Raw genomic sequence first — 18,376 nt, forward strand, 5'->3', positions numbered from 1 at the left:
TCCTGTTTATTAATTTCTATTTCATTTTATATAGTCGATTGCCTCATCCTTTGATCGAACCTACGTAAACCCCTTTAACAAAGTATTTTTGCAGGAAAGGATATACCACTAATATAGGAAGCGTAGAAACGACGATCGCACAATATTTAACGAGTTCGCGGAAAGCCGTTTGGCTCTGTGCACTGTCGATGACTACTCCACCTGCGCTGCCGATTGAGGTTGCGGTTGCGTCATTGGCTACTAATATTTCCTTCATTAATAACTGCAGCGGGAACAGCTCTCTGTCTTTTAGCAGCACCATCGCATTAAACCAGGAGTTCCAATTCCCGACAAGGTAGTATAAAAAGATTACGGCCAGTGTGGCTTTGGACAAGGGCAAAATGACTTTCGTTAGAATATGGGCCTGGCTCGCCCCGTCAATCGTAGCCGCTTCTTCCAATTCCTGCGGAATGGCTTGAAAGCTGGTCCGTAAGATAATGATGTTCCATGTACTTAAAGCGCTTGGCAAAATCATGGCCCATAAATTATTGTATAAGCCGATATCCTTCATTAATAAGAACCAGGGAATCAGCCCTCCGCCAAAGAACATGGTGATCGTAATCAGGATCATGATAAAGTTTTTGAAGTATAAATCTCTCCTGGATAACACATAGGCACCCAGTATGGTCATGATCATATTGACTAACGTGCCTAACCCTACATAGATAATCGTGTTTTTGTACCCGTTGATCAGACTGTTGTCTTTAAACACCAGCTTATAGCCGTCCAAAGTGAATCCCAGCGGTCTCAGCAAAATTCCTTTATGAGCCACTAAGGAGCCCGGGTCGCTGACGGAAGCAAACAAGATATGCAGGATAGGATAAAAGCACACCAGCGTTAATGCGGTTAATAAGGCATACAGGGTGAAATCAAATATTCTGTCCCCTGTGGATCTATGCTTCCTGATTTTTTTCTTTTTAGGCTGCAGGTTATCTTTCATGGCTGTCCCTCTTTCTTACCATAAGCTGACCTCGGATCTGCGTATGGCTATTCTATTGGTCATCCACAGCAGCCCGAAGTTAACGATCGAACTGATTAATCCCACGGCCGTAGAATAACTGAGACTGGCTTCTCTTAAGCCGCGGCGGTAAACATAGGATGCAATGACATCAGCAGTATCGTAGATCAGAGGATTGTACAGCAGAATAATTTTTTCGTAACCGGAAGACATCAACCCGCCGATTGCAAAAATAAAAAGAATGATGATAACCGGACTGATCTGAGGCAGCGTAATATGCCACATTTTCTTTATCCGCCCTACGCCATCAATTTCAGCCGCTTCATATAATGAAGTATCAATGGAGCTCATCGCGGCGAGATAAATGATGCTGTCCCAGCCGATGCTCTGCCAAATGCCGGAGAACGTATAAATCGGCCGGAAGTAAGAAGAATAGCCAAGCAGTGAGGAGTACTCTTTTCCGGTTATAAATTGAAGTATTTGTGTAATGATCCCCTCATCTGCGGCAAAAATATGAATGATCCCGCATACAACCACCAGTGAAATAAAGTGAGGCATATAGGTAATGGTTTGAACCGTTTTCTTAAACTTGGCCCCGCGGATTTCATTCAGCATTAAAGCTAGAATAATCGGCGCGGTAAATCCGAAGGCGATCCCCCAAACATTCAAAAGCAGGGTATTCTTAACGACTCTCCAAAAATACGGCCCTTGGAAAAAATCAATAAAATGCTTAAACCCTACCCAGTCGCTCTCGCTAAACCCCAGCAAGGGCTTGAAATCCTTGAAGGCGATCAGAACTCCCCACATGGGCCCGTAGCAGAAGATCAGAAACCACGCAACTACAGGAACAGCCAACAGATAGACAAACCAGTTCTTCTTCAAATCCTTTTGGATCATGAAACAACCACCTATCGTTTGTTATATCGATCCAAGGCTGCCTGATGGATACTTAAAAATTCGTCCAGTCCCATACTCTGAGCTTCCTTTAAAAATTTATCATAGGCATCAACCGGCATTTCACCCATTATGATTTTTGCAAAATACTCTCCACGGAGTGTCGACAGCTGGTTGCCAAGCTCGGCTTCCCGTGAGGCTTCCTCTTTGGTAAAGGAAATCGGCGGCATTGCCATGCTGGTATCCATATTTTCAGTCCAGAATTTCCGGATATCGCCGGAGTAGCTTCCTTTGGTGGCGATCAGCGGGTTGGCATGATGCTCATCACGGATATTCGGCCAGCTATGCATGCGGTATTTATATAAAGTAGTCGATACCGGCTGACCTTCAGGGTCCTTAAAGATATAACTGTCCTCCGGATAATAAGGCATTCCCGTCTCATCTATCAGATGTACCTTTCCGTATTCGCCAAAGTTAATCAATTCCCAGCCCTTTTTGCTGTAATTGAAATCGAGCCAGGCCATTGCCGCTTCCACATTCTCGCTTTGGGTAGTGATCGCAGCTTCAGTCCCTGCCCTTTTAAAATTCTTGTACGTAGTGGCCGATTTATCCCCCTTGTTCAGAACCGGATTCAGCGCTCCCACAAAATCGATATTGCTCTGCTCTTTCCAGTAGCTCCACATCGTATCCGGAGAATCCATCATCACAGCGGTGTCCCCCGAAATAGCGCTTGCCATTCTTTGGTTAAAGTCGGCCGTTGCCCAATCCGGGTTAAGCAGTCCTTCTTTGTTCCATTGCTGCATGGTCGACAGGTATTCTTTGGCTTTCGGCTGTGCCGGTCCCCAGGCCACTTTGCCGTTCTCATCGAGGAAGGTCCAATCCCATACTCCATATGCACCATTAATGATGCCGGTAAAGATTTGCCCGTAAGAGGATCCGTAATTAAGCGGTGCTTTGTATCCGGCTTCCTTTGCTTTGGTCAAAAAGGTATGCCATTCATCAATCGTATTCGGAATTTCAAGCCCTGTTTTGTCCAGCGCCTCCTGCTTAATCAGCGTTCCAAACCAGGTCCATTCGGAATACGGGGCGATCCCGTAAAAGCCCAGCAGCTTGCCGTCGTCAGTGACTGTTGTTTTTCTTCTCGATTCATCGGAATTGCGCCATTTCGTATAGTTCGGTGCATTTTTTTCCATCAGATCTGTCAGATCGATATAAGCGCCGTCATTTACACCCGCTTCCAGACCGCCCGGATAACGCCCCGGCTCAATGATAATGTCTGGAAGATCACCTGAAGAAATCATCAAAGTAAAGGCGTCGGCTTCCTGGCCGATTGGCGGCGTGATGAAATTTACCTTGATTCCTGTTAATTGCTCCACCTGTTTTTGGACCACATGATTGTTCATATCCGGGATATTGGAATTTGCTGGCATCCAGACATCCAGAACAACGTCTCCTTTAACAGGATAAGCTGAATAATCGCTTGGAATCACTTCATCATAAACGTCGCCGAGGTATGTATCATTCAAGGAATGATTCACTTCGTCGGTTTGCTCCTGTGTGGGCGCTTTATTGCCGCGTATGTCTCCGCTGATATCTTTAAAAGCAACCGGGTCTTGTGCATTGGATGTGTTCTCTTTGTTGGAGTTACTGCTATTTCCGGCCCCATCTTCTGCCTTATTGCCACTGCATGCTGTTACAGTCGAAATGATCAGTATTAATACAAATAAAAGACTTAAAAGACGCTTTGTATTGTTCTTCATACTTAACCTCCCACTATAAAATAAGTTCCGCAATATCTTAGGCGAACCCAACGTTTGAAACCACGCTCCTTTGCACCATGCCACTACTCCCCTTTTACCTGTAAAATGATCAGACATAAAAATCATGTGATTGATACAGCTTTTCTGTATCTTAAATCGAATTATAAGCATGTTAATCTCTATTGTCAACGCTTTCAAACAATATTTTTGTAATGTTTTAAGTCTCTATTAAACAAATAATCGGCCTATCAGACTACTATTTGAGTACAAAATGATTTTAAAAAACTATGTAATACCTAATAACGCTTGATAATCAGCCGTTTAATCCGTTATTCACAGCAGAATGTTTTCTGGACTTCAATTCGCATGAAAAGGCCATTTGTTACAGTATTATTGTAACAAATGGCCTTTTCTATCTTGATTTTATATTTGTTTGATCCTCAGCACTTATTCGCCCGACGGCACGGTCAAGACATGATTATCGCTATAGGGAACCCCGAAATCCGGTGTTCCATCCGGCTTCCACCCGAATTTCTGGATCCGGGTTGCCCGCAAAGCTACATCCGCTCCAGCGGCAGGAAGCGCATGATAGACGATCCAATCCTCCCGGTCATCGGGTGATCGGGTAAAGCTGTTATGTCCGGTAGCATAAATCCCGTTCTCCACACTTTTGCAAAATACAGGCAGCATCGATTTCTCCCATGATAGCGGTTCCATAGGATCAAAAGCTTCGCTCATTGTGAGCATACCCAGTGCATAATCCTCAGACCATGTTGTGCTCGCCGAATATACCAGAAAAATACGGCCGTTGCGCTGCAGGATCACCGGGCCTTCGTTAATGGCCATACCGCCTTGTTTCTCCCAAGACAAGGTTGGAGCGGTGAGCAGACGATGTTCCCCTGCAACCGTCCAGGGATCACTCATCCGCATAATGTAAACAGCTGATCCGTACTCAGGGAAATGGCCATATCCGGCATACAGGAAATACAGCTCATTCCGCAGTCTCATCACCGTACCATCCAAGCCAGGAACAGGTGTCTGCAGCGCGCCTTTCCACACCCACTCCCCTTCCAGCAGATCAGACTGTTCGTTCTCCAGCACACAGATTCGGCGCGACTCATCGCCTCCGCCGTCATTGGCGGTGTAGTAGATATACCATTTGTTATCCAAGTGATGAATCTCCGGCGCCCACAGGTTGTAGCTGTAGCTGCCTCCCGGTTCGGGAGACCAGATTAATTTCTTACGGCCTTCCGCAAGACCGGTCAAAGTACTGGATTGGGTGAGTTCCAGACCTTTGGAGCGGGTAGACATGAAGTAGTAGCAGCCATCGGTATGTTTGAATACCCACGGGTCAGCTGAACTTGCTGCAATCGGATTAAAAAAGGTTGTACGCTGTGACATTTTCTTTCCTCCTCAGTGATATGATGGACAATCCCGGATCTTCCAGCACCTCCCATAAAAAGCTAAGTACCATCTTACTGAGGTCTCCTTAAGTTGTCTAGAGTGGGAGGAAAATACAATCCCGCTTGTCCGTTAGCTTCTTCCGGATTATAATCCCCTTTGGATGCACTTCCAAATAATTCCTCCCCCTCCGGGGATAGGCTTTTTCTGCGCCCCTCGGCCCATTGCGTCATCCGACAAACTTCACATTGTCCGGTAGAAAAAAGAGGCCTTTTGTGATAGACTCACTAATAACAATGGCTGGCTGCTATTCATGGCAGCTTACCGTTTAAGCTTAATCGGTCTTATTTTTTATAGAAACGGCTTCGCCCTACTTCTCCTTTAAGAAGCTGGACCCCGTTCTATCTATAAACCGCAGACACGCAGCTTTTGGGATTGTGATGCGTTAATGCGACACTATACGACACCAGGCAAAAACTTCCGTAGTGAGCTTGGATACATTCACGGAAGCTGAAGCTAACAAACTTTTCAGGGGGGAAATTTCATTATGGCAGCCAAGAAAATGCGTTCAGACATGATTAAAAAAGGCTTTGACCGGGCTCCACACCGCAGTCTCCTGCGGGCAGCCGGAGTAAAAGAGGAGGATTTCGGCAAGCCGTTTATCGCGGTCTGCAATTCCTATATTGATATCGTTCCGGGTCATGTGCATCTTCAGGAGTTCGGCAAAATTGTTAAGGAAGCCATTCGTGAAGCTGGCGGCGTTCCCTTCGAATTCAATACGATCGGTGTAGATGACGGAATTGCGATGGGCCATATCGGTATGCGCTATTCGCTGCCAAGCCGCGAGATTATCGCCGACTCGCTGGAAACCGTCGTTTCCGCCCACTGGTTCGACGGCATGGTCTGCATTCCTAACTGTGATAAAATCACCCCGGGCATGATGATGGGCGCACTGCGCGTCAACATCCCGACTATCTTCGTCAGCGGCGGCCCGATGAAGGCCGGCGTAGACAGCAAAGGCAAGAAGTTATCCCTTACCTCTGTATTTGAAGGCGTAGGCGCCCATCAGGTCGGCAAGATCAATGATGCTGAGCTGCTGGAGCTTGAACAATTCGGCTGTCCGACCTGCGGCTCCTGTTCGGGCATGTTCACCGCCAACTCGATGAACTGCCTTGCGGAAGCGATGGGACTGGCGCTGCCGGGCAATGGTACAATCCTGGCTGTAGCGGAAGAACGCAGAGATTTTGTCCGCAAATCGGCGACCCAGCTCATGGAGCTGATCAAGCTGGATCTCAAACCACGCGACATCGTGACCCAGGAATCTCTGGACAACGCTTTTGCTTTGGACATGGCGATGGGCGGCTCCACCAACACCGTACTGCATACGCTGGCATTGGCTCAGGAAGCAGGCATCGACTATCCGCTCGAACGCATTAATGAAGTAGCGAACCGCGTGCCTTATCTGGCCAAACTGGCTCCGGCCTCCGATATCTTCATCGAGGATGTAGACCGGGCAGGCGGCGTAAGTGCCGTGCTGAACGAGCTGTTGAAGAAACCAGGCGCCATCTTCGGCGACTGCATGACCGTTACCGGCAAAACGCTGGCTGAAAATGTCCGTGGACATGAGATTCAAGATACCACGGTTATTCATACGCTGGACAAACCCTACTCCGAAGTGGGCGGTCTGTCCGTGCTATACGGCAATCTTGCACCGGAAGGTTCCATCATCAAGGTTGGTGCCGTTGATGCCTCTGTAGGCGGCTACCATAAAGGTCCGGCAATCTGCTTCGATTCTCAGGAAGAAGCGCTGGAAGGCATCGCGAACGGCAAAGTCAAGGAAGGCCATGTCGTGGTTATCCGTTATGAAGGACCGAAGGGCGGTCCCGGCATGCCGGAAATGCTCGCACCGACTTCGCAGATCGTCGGCATGGGTCTTGGTGCCAAGGTCGGCCTGATCACCGATGGCCGCTTCTCGGGCGCGTCCCGCGGCATCAGCATCGGCCATATCTCTCCGGAGGCGGCTGAAGGCGGCCCGATCGCTTTTGTCGAAGATGGCGACATCATCGAGCTGGACCTCAACAACCGCAAGATCGAACTGCTGGTTGAGGAAGAAGTCCTTGCAGTCCGCCGCAGCGGCTGGAAAGAGTTCGAGCCGAAAGTCAAAACCGGCTATCTGGCCCGTTACTCCAAGCTTGTTACCAATGCCAGCAAGGGCGGCGTGTTGAAGATCTAATCAAGCTTTAAGGCATCAGCCTAATTATAATTCAGACAAAAAGAGCAGTCCCCACTACGTATGTGGGACTGCTCTTTTGTTTAGCTGATTCGATCATTTCTGTATGTAGTCCGCGTGCAGACGATTCAGGTGCACTTCTACCTCTCATTTCACTAGGGCGTGTCTTCAAACCGCTTCTCCGCCAAAACCGCTGCTGTATGCCCAAGTAATCATGGGTACAGTACCATTTTCTGATCACACGCGGAGAAAGGCATTTCGCCAATAGGTAGTTTTTGTGATGGAGGCTTACGTCTCGGGGTTTCAGAGACTTCGCTCTTCTTCCAAAGGCGTGTGTGCGTCCGGAAAGTGTATTCCTCGCTCTGAGCACAAACGGACCGAGTTGCACTTATTTGGGGTTTTTAACCTGTTACAGGAGGACAACGGACTCCAGCGCAGTTATTTCTCCCTGATAGCCGTTTTTAGATAGAATGCAGAGCTGATAAGGTCGCCTGGGTCCGCATAAGAGAATAAACAGGGGTTTTACTCTCCATAGCGTCTCCTGAGTCCGTCCGAATACACGAACCCGCTGCGGGTTTTTAGGGACCCTACTTTCAATACTAAATCCCCTGCTTCCCCAGAACTCTTCCAGAACTCTTCCAGTTTGAAGTCACGCTCTAGGTAGCGTAAATGCGGCTTAGTTCATCCTTCTCAAATGCCTGACCGATAAAGAACTCAACATCTTTAGGCCTAAGAACTTTCACGTTTAAATGTTCAACACATATTCTATTCGCCCAGACAACAATCTTATTTTCAATCCTCAAATACTTTTCGGCGGAATTCATTAGGGGTTATTCCATATTCCTTTTTAAAAACACGATAGAATGAGCGCAAACTGTTGAATCCGGAATCAAACGCGATATCGGTGACCGGATGGGTAGTCGATAACAGCAACATGTGGGCAAAGGCTGCACGCTGTCCATTGATGTAATCCCGAAAGGAAATGTGGAACTGTTCAGAAAAGATGCGGGAAATAATAAACTTGCTGATGCCAAGCTCTTTTGAAAGCGTATCCAGATCTATATGATCTAAAAAGTGAATGTCGATATAAGCGAGAATTTTGGGAATGAGATCCATTTCTTTCTTGTAGTCTACTTTTTTCATTAACAATAATGGTAGAGCGTGCCCTAGTACTACAGAGGTGTAAGCCTTGAGCAAACGATTGTCACATTGTTCTTTGTATAGTGTATACAAGGTTGTCAGCAGGCCCGGAAGCATCTGATGCTTGGGGATTACAGGGTTATCCGGGACATGATTAAACAACTCCCCCGTGAAATCCCCCGGAAATGTAGCATCGAAAAAGATCAGCAGGATCTGGTTCTTCTCTATCGTTTTGTAGCTATGAGGTTGATTGGAAAAAATGATCGCCATGTCCCCCTCTGACAAAACATAATCTTGTCCATTGATGCTGATATTGATTTTGCCGGACAAAACCATCGTGATCTCTACATTCTTATGCAGATGAAGAGGATAGGTGTTATTGGTTGAAATAAAGGAATGAAACGCCTGGTCACGATGCTGATATTTAATATTCATGTCTTCCTCCCTATCGTCACGGAATACCAAGCAGTGAAATTTCTGCAATACTAAGAACATAATATGGATTTGCTCATCTGCGCAAGAACCAAGAGCAATAGTTGGCACAAAATAATTTCTTTTTGGCAGGTAAATGCGGCCTAAAAGTTTTAAAGTATTAGCAGTAGTCTGCTTGTTGCAGTAAAAAGAAACAAAAAATCACGTACGTACCCACAACATTTGACTGAAAGGAGGAAGTATAACAGGAGCACTGCCTCAAGATAAGGCTGCATCCATGTTATACGTCAAAAGATGAACAGAAAGAGTAAAAGATTCAACAAGGTTTTAGCCGTTTTCACGAGTATTTCGGTAGCGTTTTCATTTTTGGGAATCCAGCCTCTTGATGCCTCAGGACAGGCAGATGGAGACAAGATTTTTACAGGTGCCTCAATTATAGCCTTTCCGGGCGCGGAAGGTGGAGGCGCCTATACCAGCGGTGGCCGGGGAGGCGATGTATATATCGTAACCACCCTCAAAGATTACGCTGTCAATGACAAACCGATTGAAGGGTCTCTTCGGTATGGGATTGTATCTACACCTAAAGAGGGGCGTACGATTGTTTTTCATGTTTCCGGAACGATTGAACTGAAAAGTACCCTGCGGCTCAACAATATCAAAAACCTGTCCATCGCCGGGCAAACCGCCCCAGGCAACGGAATCACGATTGCAGGTTGGGATACCGATATCAGCAATTCGGAAAACATCATTCTTCGCTATATCTCTTTCCGTCCGGGTGCCACCAATGTATTTAGCGGCAGCGATTCGATGGATGCGCTTTGGGGCAGGGACAACAACTACTTCCTTATTGACCATTGTTCCTTCAGCTGGAACACGGATGAAACCTTATCGTTATACAGAGGCGAAAACGGTACAATCCAGTGGTCCATGATTTCGGAAAGTCTGACTCTGTCCGGGCATACCAAAGGAAGACATGGCTATGGCGGTATTTCAGGCGGAGATAAAACAACGTTCCATCACAATCTGTACGCGAACCACACCTCGCGAAACCCAAGGCTGGGCGGTGGTTATGCAGGTGCTGCGGATGCAGAGCATGTCGCAGTTGTTCAGTTCTCCAACAACGTAATTTATAATTGGGGCTTTAATGGAACTTATGGCGGGGGTTTTACCTTTACTAATTTTATGAACAATATCGAAATTGCCGGTCCAGGTACAAGAGATAACGTGACTCAAAGGGTTATTGATGCCGGGGAATCCAAGAAGCTTGGCGGCTTCTACATCGCGGGGAACCGAATCAACGGGGAGCTTACTGGTTTGCTGAATGAATCCTCTGATACTGTGAAATTTTCCGGTGACAACAGCGGTGACCAAATGACGAACTTAGTAAGCAAGCCGTATCTTTCGGCGGACAGTACGGGAGTAAATCACGGTACTACCAATAAAGCATTTGATGATTACGTTAATTCCGGTGTAAAACCCGCTAACCAACCGTTACTGAAAAGCATTCTGCAACAAGCGGGAGCTACCTATCCGCGTCGCGGCGCTATCGACGCAAGAATTGTTGCGGAAGTAGAGCAAGGCTCGGGAAGATATATCAACACGGAACATGAGGTTGGGGGATATATCTCGGCCTTTGGTGTCGTAGAAGAACAGAGAGAGGATCAATTTGACACCAATCAAAACGGTATAGACGACAAGTGGGAAAAGAAGAATAATATCTGGGGCATCAAGGATGCCTATAAAACAATTACAGAAAGCGGTTATACATGGCTTGAACTTTATACTAACGGTCTTGCCGGTATGGACCATGTTGCCGAAAATCCCGAAGCCAGCCTCATGGCACCAGGGAACAATGCCCAGTTTGCTTTAGGGAAAGAGATCGAGGTTAAAATCAAAGCTTCTTCCAAATTCGGACACAAAATAAAGAAAGTTGCTGTATACAATGGATCTAAATATCTTGGAGATGCAGTGAAGAAAGGCAACACTTACACCTATTCGATCAAGGGACTAGAGGATGCTTCCCACTATATCTCTGCAAGAGTCACGGACACCAAAGGAAATGAGACACAAACCACTGCCGCCAACATCCATGTCAATACCTCCTCCTCTGCTTTGGCTGGCAAGGGCTGGACCTCCAAAGATATCGGCAATCCGGACATTAAAGGTTCCGGAAGCATGACAAGCGATGTGATTACTGTTAAAGGAAACGGAAAGCTTGGAAGTAGCGAAGGCAGCCTTGAACGATCAGATGCGAACAATGCGGCCAAAGACGACTTTCACTTTGTGTATAAAGAAATGAACGGAGATATGGCGGTTACCGCGAAGCTGGAGAAGATTGGAGACGTTGACAACCACGCCTTCACAGGACTGATGATCCGCGATGACTTGAAAGAAGACAGTGCTGCTACGGCCCTCGGCCTCTCCTGGGTGAAGTTATTTAAAGCTACCGCCTGGTCATCTTATCTGACGGGAAGAAACCTTAAGGGCGGAGCATTTGATGTATTGACCGAAACTTTAGACAGCCCTTCTGCTGCCGAAAAAGCCGGGATTCAACTACTTCCGGATATTCCGTTCAAGATTAATGGTGTGGAACAAGGCTATTGGCTTAAACTTGGCCGTCAAGGAGATGCTTTCTATGCTTATGGATCTATAGACGGAAAAAAATGGACGCTGATCGGCAAGCGGACAATCGTTATGCAAGGTTCGGTATATGTCGGATTTGCCGTTGACAGCAATGATGTTGCAAATGTGATTGAGCAACTGAACTATGCAAAGTTCTCCAATATTACTGTAGAGAATAAATTTGCCCCTATTGGCGACTAGACTGTACCCGGGGATGCTATGAATAAACGCTAAATAGTGTGATCTTCTGCACAGATGTTACACCAACACGGCAGCCGGTACAACGGCTGCCGTGTTGGTGTGTTTGTTAGGATAAGGTTACCCGTTCGTTCAGCGGGCAATACCTGTAAATACGCTGAGGACATCTTATTTTACTCAAAGTAATGTTTGTTTTCACTAACCCATTGAGCAAATGTTCTTGCTGGTTTTCCTGTTATTTGTTCTACTGTCGGTAAAACTTTACAGTTGCTTTCTGGTGGATTCTTTACCATTCCTATGATGAAGTCTTCTATGAATTCATCATCAAATCCTTGAATTTTGGCGTTTTGTCTTACTTGTTCCTCAGTCAGTTCAATTAGCTCAATCGGTTTGCCAATAATTTTAGAAATCTGTGTAACCGCACTCCTGTTAGATAACGATTGTGGACCAGTTAAAGTATATATCTTTCCATGATGACCTTCTTCGGTGAGCGCTTTAACTGCAACAGCGGCAATATCTGCTTCGTGAATTCTAACGCTCAAAGCATCAGGGAATCCCGTTCTTACAATCCCTTCTTTTTGAATGGATTCTGCCCAAAAATAAAGTGCATTCTTCATAAATTCTGCCGGCCTTAAGATTGTCCAGTCCATACCGCTATCTTGAATGATTTTCTCGATAGAGTTTCCTTCATAATCCATCAACGCTACAATCTTTTTAATGTTGGCCTCTTTCGCCAATTGAATAATTCTTTGGTTTGCCAAAAATCTAGCTTCTGTTTGCTCGCTCTGCGTAATCAAAAATAGACTGTCAACAGTTTGAAGATGTACTTGTAGGGTTTCAGGATTGTTGAGGTCTCCTGCTACAGAATGGACTTCAGGTGAAAAACTTGAGTTTTTGGGGTTGCGAGACAAGGCCCTTACCTCAACACCATTTGAAAGAAGTTGTTCTACAATGTGTCCGCCTACTGTTCCTGTTGCTCCTGTAACTAAAATTTTCATTCCTTATTATCCTCCCATATTAAAATTCCAATTAGATCAGAATCCCCGTATTCTACTGCTATTCAAAGGTTACTTGGTTATAATAAAGTGTGGTGTAACACTATAGTCAAGGAGGATTTTATGGAGGGGAATTTTCAAACTCATTTAACTTCTGGCCAATTTGCAAAAGTGTTGGGTATTAGCAAGGATACATTATTTCACTATGATCGACTTGGAATTCTTTCTCCTGAATTTACAGCTGAAAATGGGTATAGATATTATTCAATTAATCAAATTGATGTCTTTAAAGTGATTGCAATACTTAAAGAATTAGAAATGCCTTTAAAAGAGATAAAAGAATATTTAAAAAAAAGATCACCTCATGCGTTCATTGCCCTACTTGATAAAGAAGAGAAGCTGCTGAATTCAAAAATTAAACAGCTTCAAAAAATGAAAAGTATAATATTAGAGAAGAAACGAATTACCCAAGCAGCCACTGAGATCATTTCAGCTGATATTGTTATGGAGAAAAATAACGAAGAGTTTTTGGTAATAACAGAGGCTGATCCTTACACAAATGATAAAAGCATTTACGATTCCATGATCAAACACGAAAAGTACTTGAATATTTATAGTATTGAAGCATCCCATTCAGTAGGCTGGATGAGAAATACAAAAAGAGTTTTAGCAAATGAACCATTCAATTATGATTACCTTTTTACTCGAGTCAGTAAAGATTCAAATTTTTCAAATTTCCAGCGGGAAAAAGGGACATATTTAATCGCATATCATACAGAGGGATACTCAAGTATAAGTGAAACTTATGATCGAATAGTTAAACATGCTAAGGATAAGAACATAGAAGTAGAGGGATTTTTTTATGAGGATGTTTTGTTAGATGATCTTTCAGTTAGGGGCTATGAGGAGTATTTAATTAAAATCTCTGTTCGAATTTCCAAGATGTAAAAAACAAAAACTATTCCGCATATTATATTCACGATAAATCATGAATCTAACAAAAAATGCCCCGTCAGCCAATTACGGCTGCCGGAGCATTTCAAGTTCAGCTATATCGAATTATATATTAGTTCAGGAACCCTCAAATCAATGCATAACCGTCGCTCCCGGCAGTTCAGCTTCCAGGGTCAGCTCTTCTTCGCGTTTGCGCTCACGCGGGTTCGCTTGTTTCTGCGGACGCTGCTGATTCATCTGATCCAAGAGCTGTGAGATGGGCATCAGGATCATCTTAGGGATCAGAGCCTCGCTGCGGACTTTCAGCCTCTCTCCGCCTGAGGGATGAATAACACTAAGCAGAAGACTTAAATAAAACTTGGAGGAACGGGCAAACCAGCCGTTCGGCAGATCCAGGACCATGAAGCCAAATTTTTCCGGCCCGCGGTTGAGCATGCTGACACCGTATAGCGCCTTGGCCTCGGCCAAATCCACATCGCCGGCTATTTGCTCCGCAAGCACCGGCAGATCCTTTTCCATCCTGCGTATCATGCGGATCGCAAGCTGTGCTGAAGAGCGGGAATTCAGGCCAATCTCGAACAGCTGCCGGTTGTCGATGTGCAGCTCAATGACCTTATCGCCTTTGTTCAAGACCTCGCCGCCTTCCATCTGCACGGTGCCGCCTTGATATTTGCGCAGCCGGTAATGGAGGAACGGGTCAGCCGGTGAGATCGTCTTTAAGCGGAAGAGGAACTGGAAAACTTGCTCCCAGGCCAGCCACAGGCCGACAATCAGCCGTTTGCCGTAGGAGATCCGCTGAATCGGCGAGTTCTGCACAGTCTTGATCATCTGGTCGATCCGGATGCTGCGCAAGCCCCGAAGCCGCGCTTCCTCCAGCATCCGTTCCAGGGCAACCAGCATATGCTCCGGCGCTTTCGGATCTGCACCGAGTGTTGTCCCGCAATCATGGAGCAGCATCACTTCGCCCGGGTTCAGCTTGTCGATCAGCTTCTCGGTCAGCCGGTCTGCGCCGAGCTTCTCTTTCCAGTCGCCGAACATAGCCGACCAGAGCACAATTTGAACCTGGCGGCGTTTGGAGAAGTCGAACAGATTGACTATCCCCCACGGCGGACGGTAATAGGTGCTCCGCTCCCCGGTAATACTGTAAATAATATCATCCGTGCGTTGAATCTGCCGCCTGACAGTAGCGGGACGCATCACCCAGTTGCTCTTGTGCACATAATTATGAATGCCGATAAGATGTCCCTCATCATGCATACGCTTAATAAGTTCCGGATTCTGTTCGGCATGCGCCCCGACTACAAAGAAAGTCGCTTTGGCATCATAACGTTTAAGCAGATCCAGTAAAAGTGGTGTATAGTGCGGATCAGGACCATCATCAAAGGTCAGTGCAAATTCGGAGCGCCCAATCCCTTTGCGGAATACGCGGTAACCGAAGATCCGGCTGATCATTCCAGGAATGAACGCATAAAAGGTCGAGATGTAAAATAACCAGAGCAGCAAAGTCTGCATGTATATTCACCGCTTTTCCAGAGTTGACTTTGGCTCGTCTTACGTCTGCAAGCAGATATTCGGGTACGGCCAAGTAGAGTATAATATGCCTCGCGGTTTTTAGGTGAGCAGAATCCCACGAAAAAACGTTACCCCCTATTTTAACACAGGTACCAAAGAAAAAGACGCTTTTTTATTAAAATCGTGTACAATGAATTGGAGTCTAAATTGTCAAATTTTCTAAAAAAGTAATCTGAAAAAGGAGTCGTTTATACTTATGCTGCCGCTGTACAAAAAATATTGGCGCACCTTCTTTGATATTGGTTTGGTGGTGCTGACGGTGTATCTCGTAATGCTAGGTTTCAGCAAGCTGTATCAACTGGCCGCACCGGTATTCCTGTCTTTTTTTGTATTCCTGCTGATCGAGCCGCTGGCCCGCTTCCTGAACCGCAAGGGACTGGGCAAACCGTTCGCCTCCGCAATTTCCGTACTGCTGTTTCTGATTATTCTGCTGGGCGTCTTGTTCGGTGCAGGACTGCTCATTGCGACAAAGGCCCTTCAATTCTCGGATAGCTTACCTGAATACACAAAGATGCTTCAAATGCATTTTAAAGAAACCACTACTTATCTTCAGCATCAGATTGATGCGCTGCCGCCTGATCTTACAACAAAAATAAATGGCTATTTCACCGATGCCACCAACATTCTTTCCAAATGGATGGTCAGCTTCTTTAAGTATATGGTCGGTGTGCTTGGCTCTTTCTCCTCCTTTATGGGTAATTTCGGCGTTGCCATTATTCTCGCTTTTTTCCTCAGCATGGAGATCAAGGACTGGCGCAAGATCGCTCATGATAAAATGCCCAAGACCTTTAAGACGGCTTTCGCTTTCGTCCAAGACAACGTTTTTAAAGCCATCGGTTCCTATCTCAAAGCCCAGCTGATCTTGATCAGCATCACATTCGTTATTGTGCTGGCCGGCCTGTTCATACTGAGAACGGGAAATGAGATCACCATGGCGCTGGTATGCGCTGTATTTGATGTGCTGCCGCTCCTTGGGGTATCAACGATTCTGATTCCCTGGATCATTTATTTGTTTATCGTGGGCAATACTTCGCTTGCGATCGGACTGCTCGTCCTTCTGGCGGTTGTGCTGATTGTGCGCCAGCTGCTGGAGCCGAAGATTACCGGCAATTCAATCGGCGTATCCTCAGCGTTTCTGATGTTGTCCTTTGTAATCTTCTCCATGTCCGCCTTTGGCGTGGCCGGACTGATCCTGTCCCCGATCCTGCTTATTCTGATCAAGGAGCTGATTCAACAGGGTTATCTCCAGCGCTGGATCTATCTGCCTCAGGAGGAATTTATCGTTTCGCCGTTCGCGGCAGCCGAACCTTCAACAGCCGGAGGACCCGTCACCGGTGAAACAGAACCCTCTCAAGCTCCCGAAGACGCGGCCAACAAGTCGAATACCTGACCAAACAGCTTGGTTGCCGTATGGGCACTGCCAGGGGCCACATTCTCCACAGCGATGGATACGGCATACCGTGGACGGTTAACCGGACCGTAGCCGATAAACCACTGATTGTTGCGCGGCGCTCCCTTCACTAGGGTCTGGGCCGTGCCCGATTTGCCGGCCAGCGGCCAATGTGCTTCTTGCAGGCGTCTGCCGGTTCCCTCTGTGACGACCAGCCGCATCCAGGACAACAGCAGCCTGGACGTCGACTCCGAGATTTGTCCGGCGGAAGCCGGAGCCAGGTGTCCCGGCAGCTCCTTAAGCGTCTGGCCGTTTCTGAACGCGACCCGCTGCAGAATGCGCGGTGCTCTGACCTTGCCGCCATGCAGCAGCGTGACGACGAGATTGGCCGCCTGCAGCGGCGTCACTCTTACATCCCGCTGGCCAATGGCTGTCTGCACCCTTGCTCCGCCGTCATCCGGCAGCAGGGTCGTAAAGATCGTTCCTGGCTGCTCCCCGGCGAGCGGCCGGAGCAGCGGCAGGCCAAGCGTGTCCTTCGCTTGCCAGCCTACATCTCTTCCCAGGCCAAGCGCCAGTGCAGTGGCCTGAAGCTGCGCGCCGCTCAGCCGCTCGGCGAGGGAAGCAAATACTGTATTGCAGGACACGGCGAACCCTTGCGCCAGCGTAAGGGAACCGTGTCCTTTGCCGTTCTGGCAGGACAGACCGTATTTGTCATAATGCCCCGAGCAATAGAACTTCTCGTCCGGCGAGGTGATCCCGGCCTCCAGCGCGGCTGCGGCCGTTACAATCTTAAAGATGGAGCCGGGTGCGGCTGCCTGCAGTGCCAGGTTATTCCACTCCCCGCCTTCAGGCGAAATATGCCCTGGATTATAAAAGGGCAGAGACACCATCGCCTGTATATCACCATTTTTGGTATCCAGCACTACCACCGCGCCCTCTTTCAATCCCGCCTCCGTAACCAGCTGCTCAATTCCTGCTTGAAGCTGCTTATCAATCGTCGTATAGATCGACAAGGGGTAATAGGGATTCCCTGGCGCCTTCACTTTTATAGGGCTTCCCGGAAGCCGGTTGCCACGCGCATCCACCTGGGCATATGCCTCCGTGTGACCAACACCTTGAAGCAGCGGTTCCAGGGTTTTCTCAAGCCCATCCGTTCCGGTCAGTGGAGTTCTTAGTCCCGTGGGCGAGTCCTTTGCCTTCGTCTTGGAAGCCTCCGACATATACCCCAGCCATTGCCGTCCTGACGCTTCATTCTCATATCTGCGGGAGAACGGCAGGACTCTGACCCCGCCCAGACCCAAATGCTCCACTTCTTGTGCCTGCTGCGGTGTTAGCGCCTGGGGGGTCTTGGTTGTGGCAGAGGGCCATAGAAACGGCTCTTTTACTCCGGAGATTCTGCTCTGGAGCTGCTCATAAGGGACTCCGAGGATCGCGGCAAGACGACGTTGAGGTTCCGTTCCCGCTTCCGTTCCCGGGCTAATGGCAGCAGCAGGTTGTTCTTCCTGCGGAAAAAAGGCTGCCGCCCAAACGGTTTCACCGGCAAGCGGCTTTCCGCTGCGGTCATAGAGCCGGCCACGCCCGCTGTCCAGCACAGTCTCCCGCTCACTCTGAATCTCGGCCATCCGGGCAAGAGAATATTCCGCACCGGGGACCGGCTGATTCTTAAGCAGCAGTTGAACCCATGCCAGCCTTAGAATGAGTACTGCAAGCAGTGCCGACAAAATAAGCAGGCCCCAGAATATACGTTTATGGATTACCTTGTGCAATGCCATTCCTCCTGAATGTATGTGC

General features: G+C 47.4%; 12 protein-coding genes. 4 read left to right on the forward strand and 8 right to left on the reverse strand.

Annotated elements, in window-relative coordinates:
* Positions 1-43: 43 nt before the first annotated feature.
* From NYE29_RS00770 to NYE29_RS00785, 4 genes are all read right to left on the reverse strand, one after another.
* On the reverse strand, positions 44-979 hold the full coding sequence (locus NYE29_RS00770; protein WP_076111414.1) for a carbohydrate ABC transporter permease: 936 nt from the start codon (positions 977-979) through the stop codon (positions 44-46).
* 15 nt (positions 980-994) lie between these two features.
* Entirely contained in the window at positions 995-1,894 is a 900-nt protein-coding gene (locus NYE29_RS00775) for an ABC transporter permease (protein WP_340893866.1), read from the reverse strand.
* A gap of 11 nt (positions 1,895-1,905) precedes the next feature.
* Complete coding sequence (locus NYE29_RS00780) at positions 1,906-3,651, reverse strand: extracellular solute-binding protein (RefSeq protein ID WP_340893868.1); 1,746 nt, start codon at positions 3,649-3,651, stop codon at positions 1,906-1,908.
* A 447-nt stretch (positions 3,652-4,098) separates the two neighbouring features.
* Positions 4,099-5,052, reverse strand: a complete 954-nt coding sequence (locus tag NYE29_RS00785; protein ID WP_340893869.1) for a glycoside hydrolase family 43 protein — start codon at positions 5,050-5,052, stop codon at positions 4,099-4,101.
* A gap of 547 nt (positions 5,053-5,599) precedes the next feature.
* Between NYE29_RS00785 and ilvD the strand changes: the two genes are divergently transcribed.
* Complete coding sequence (ilvD, locus tag NYE29_RS00790) at positions 5,600-7,285, forward strand: dihydroxy-acid dehydratase (RefSeq protein WP_340893871.1); 1,686 nt, start codon at positions 5,600-5,602, stop codon at positions 7,283-7,285.
* Between the two features lie 789 nt (positions 7,286-8,074).
* On the opposite strand, the gene NYE29_RS00795 is transcribed toward ilvD, so the two are convergent.
* Positions 8,075-8,857 carry an AraC family transcriptional regulator gene (locus NYE29_RS00795; protein ID WP_340893872.1) on the reverse strand — a complete coding sequence of 261 codons (783 nt, stop codon included), beginning with the start codon at positions 8,855-8,857 and terminating at the stop codon, positions 8,075-8,077.
* A 363-nt stretch (positions 8,858-9,220) separates the two neighbouring features.
* Between NYE29_RS00795 and NYE29_RS00800 the strand changes: the two genes are divergently transcribed.
* On the forward strand, positions 9,221-11,677 hold the full coding sequence (locus NYE29_RS00800; protein ID WP_340893873.1) for an Ig-like domain-containing protein: 2,457 nt from the start codon (positions 9,221-9,223) through the stop codon (positions 11,675-11,677).
* A gap of 170 nt (positions 11,678-11,847) precedes the next feature.
* Here the strand turns inward: NYE29_RS00800 and NYE29_RS00805 are convergent, their stop codons facing one another.
* Positions 11,848-12,672, reverse strand: a complete 825-nt coding sequence (locus NYE29_RS00805) for an NAD(P)H-binding protein (protein WP_076111406.1) — start codon at positions 12,670-12,672, stop codon at positions 11,848-11,850.
* A 120-nt stretch (positions 12,673-12,792) separates the two neighbouring features.
* On the opposite strand from NYE29_RS00805, the gene NYE29_RS00810 reads away from it, so the two are divergent.
* Entirely contained in the window at positions 12,793-13,617 is an 825-nt protein-coding gene (locus NYE29_RS00810) for a MerR family transcriptional regulator (protein ID WP_340893875.1), read from the forward strand.
* 138 nt (positions 13,618-13,755) lie between these two features.
* Here the strand turns inward: NYE29_RS00810 and NYE29_RS00815 are convergent, their stop codons facing one another.
* Positions 13,756-15,135, reverse strand: a complete 1,380-nt coding sequence (locus NYE29_RS00815) for a polysaccharide deacetylase family protein (protein WP_340893877.1) — start codon at positions 15,133-15,135, stop codon at positions 13,756-13,758.
* Between the two features lie 256 nt (positions 15,136-15,391).
* On the opposite strand from NYE29_RS00815, the gene NYE29_RS00820 reads away from it, so the two are divergent.
* Positions 15,392-16,585 (forward strand): AI-2E family transporter, encoded by a 1,194-nt coding sequence (locus tag NYE29_RS00820; RefSeq protein WP_340893878.1) that lies wholly within the window; start codon positions 15,392-15,394, stop codon positions 16,583-16,585.
* On the opposite strand, the gene NYE29_RS00825 is transcribed toward NYE29_RS00820, so the two are convergent.
* Positions 16,546-18,351, reverse strand: a complete 1,806-nt coding sequence (locus NYE29_RS00825; protein ID WP_445322143.1) for a peptidoglycan D,D-transpeptidase FtsI family protein — start codon at positions 18,349-18,351, stop codon at positions 16,546-16,548. The two genes, NYE29_RS00820 and NYE29_RS00825, sit on opposite strands and share 40 nt — an antisense overlap.
* Between the last annotated feature and the right edge of the window lie 25 nt (positions 18,352-18,376).

This window comes from Paenibacillus sp. FSL M7-1046 (genome assembly GCF_038007405.1).
In the GTDB taxonomy this organism is placed as follows: Bacteria; Bacillota; Bacilli; order Paenibacillales; family Paenibacillaceae; genus Paenibacillus_AQ.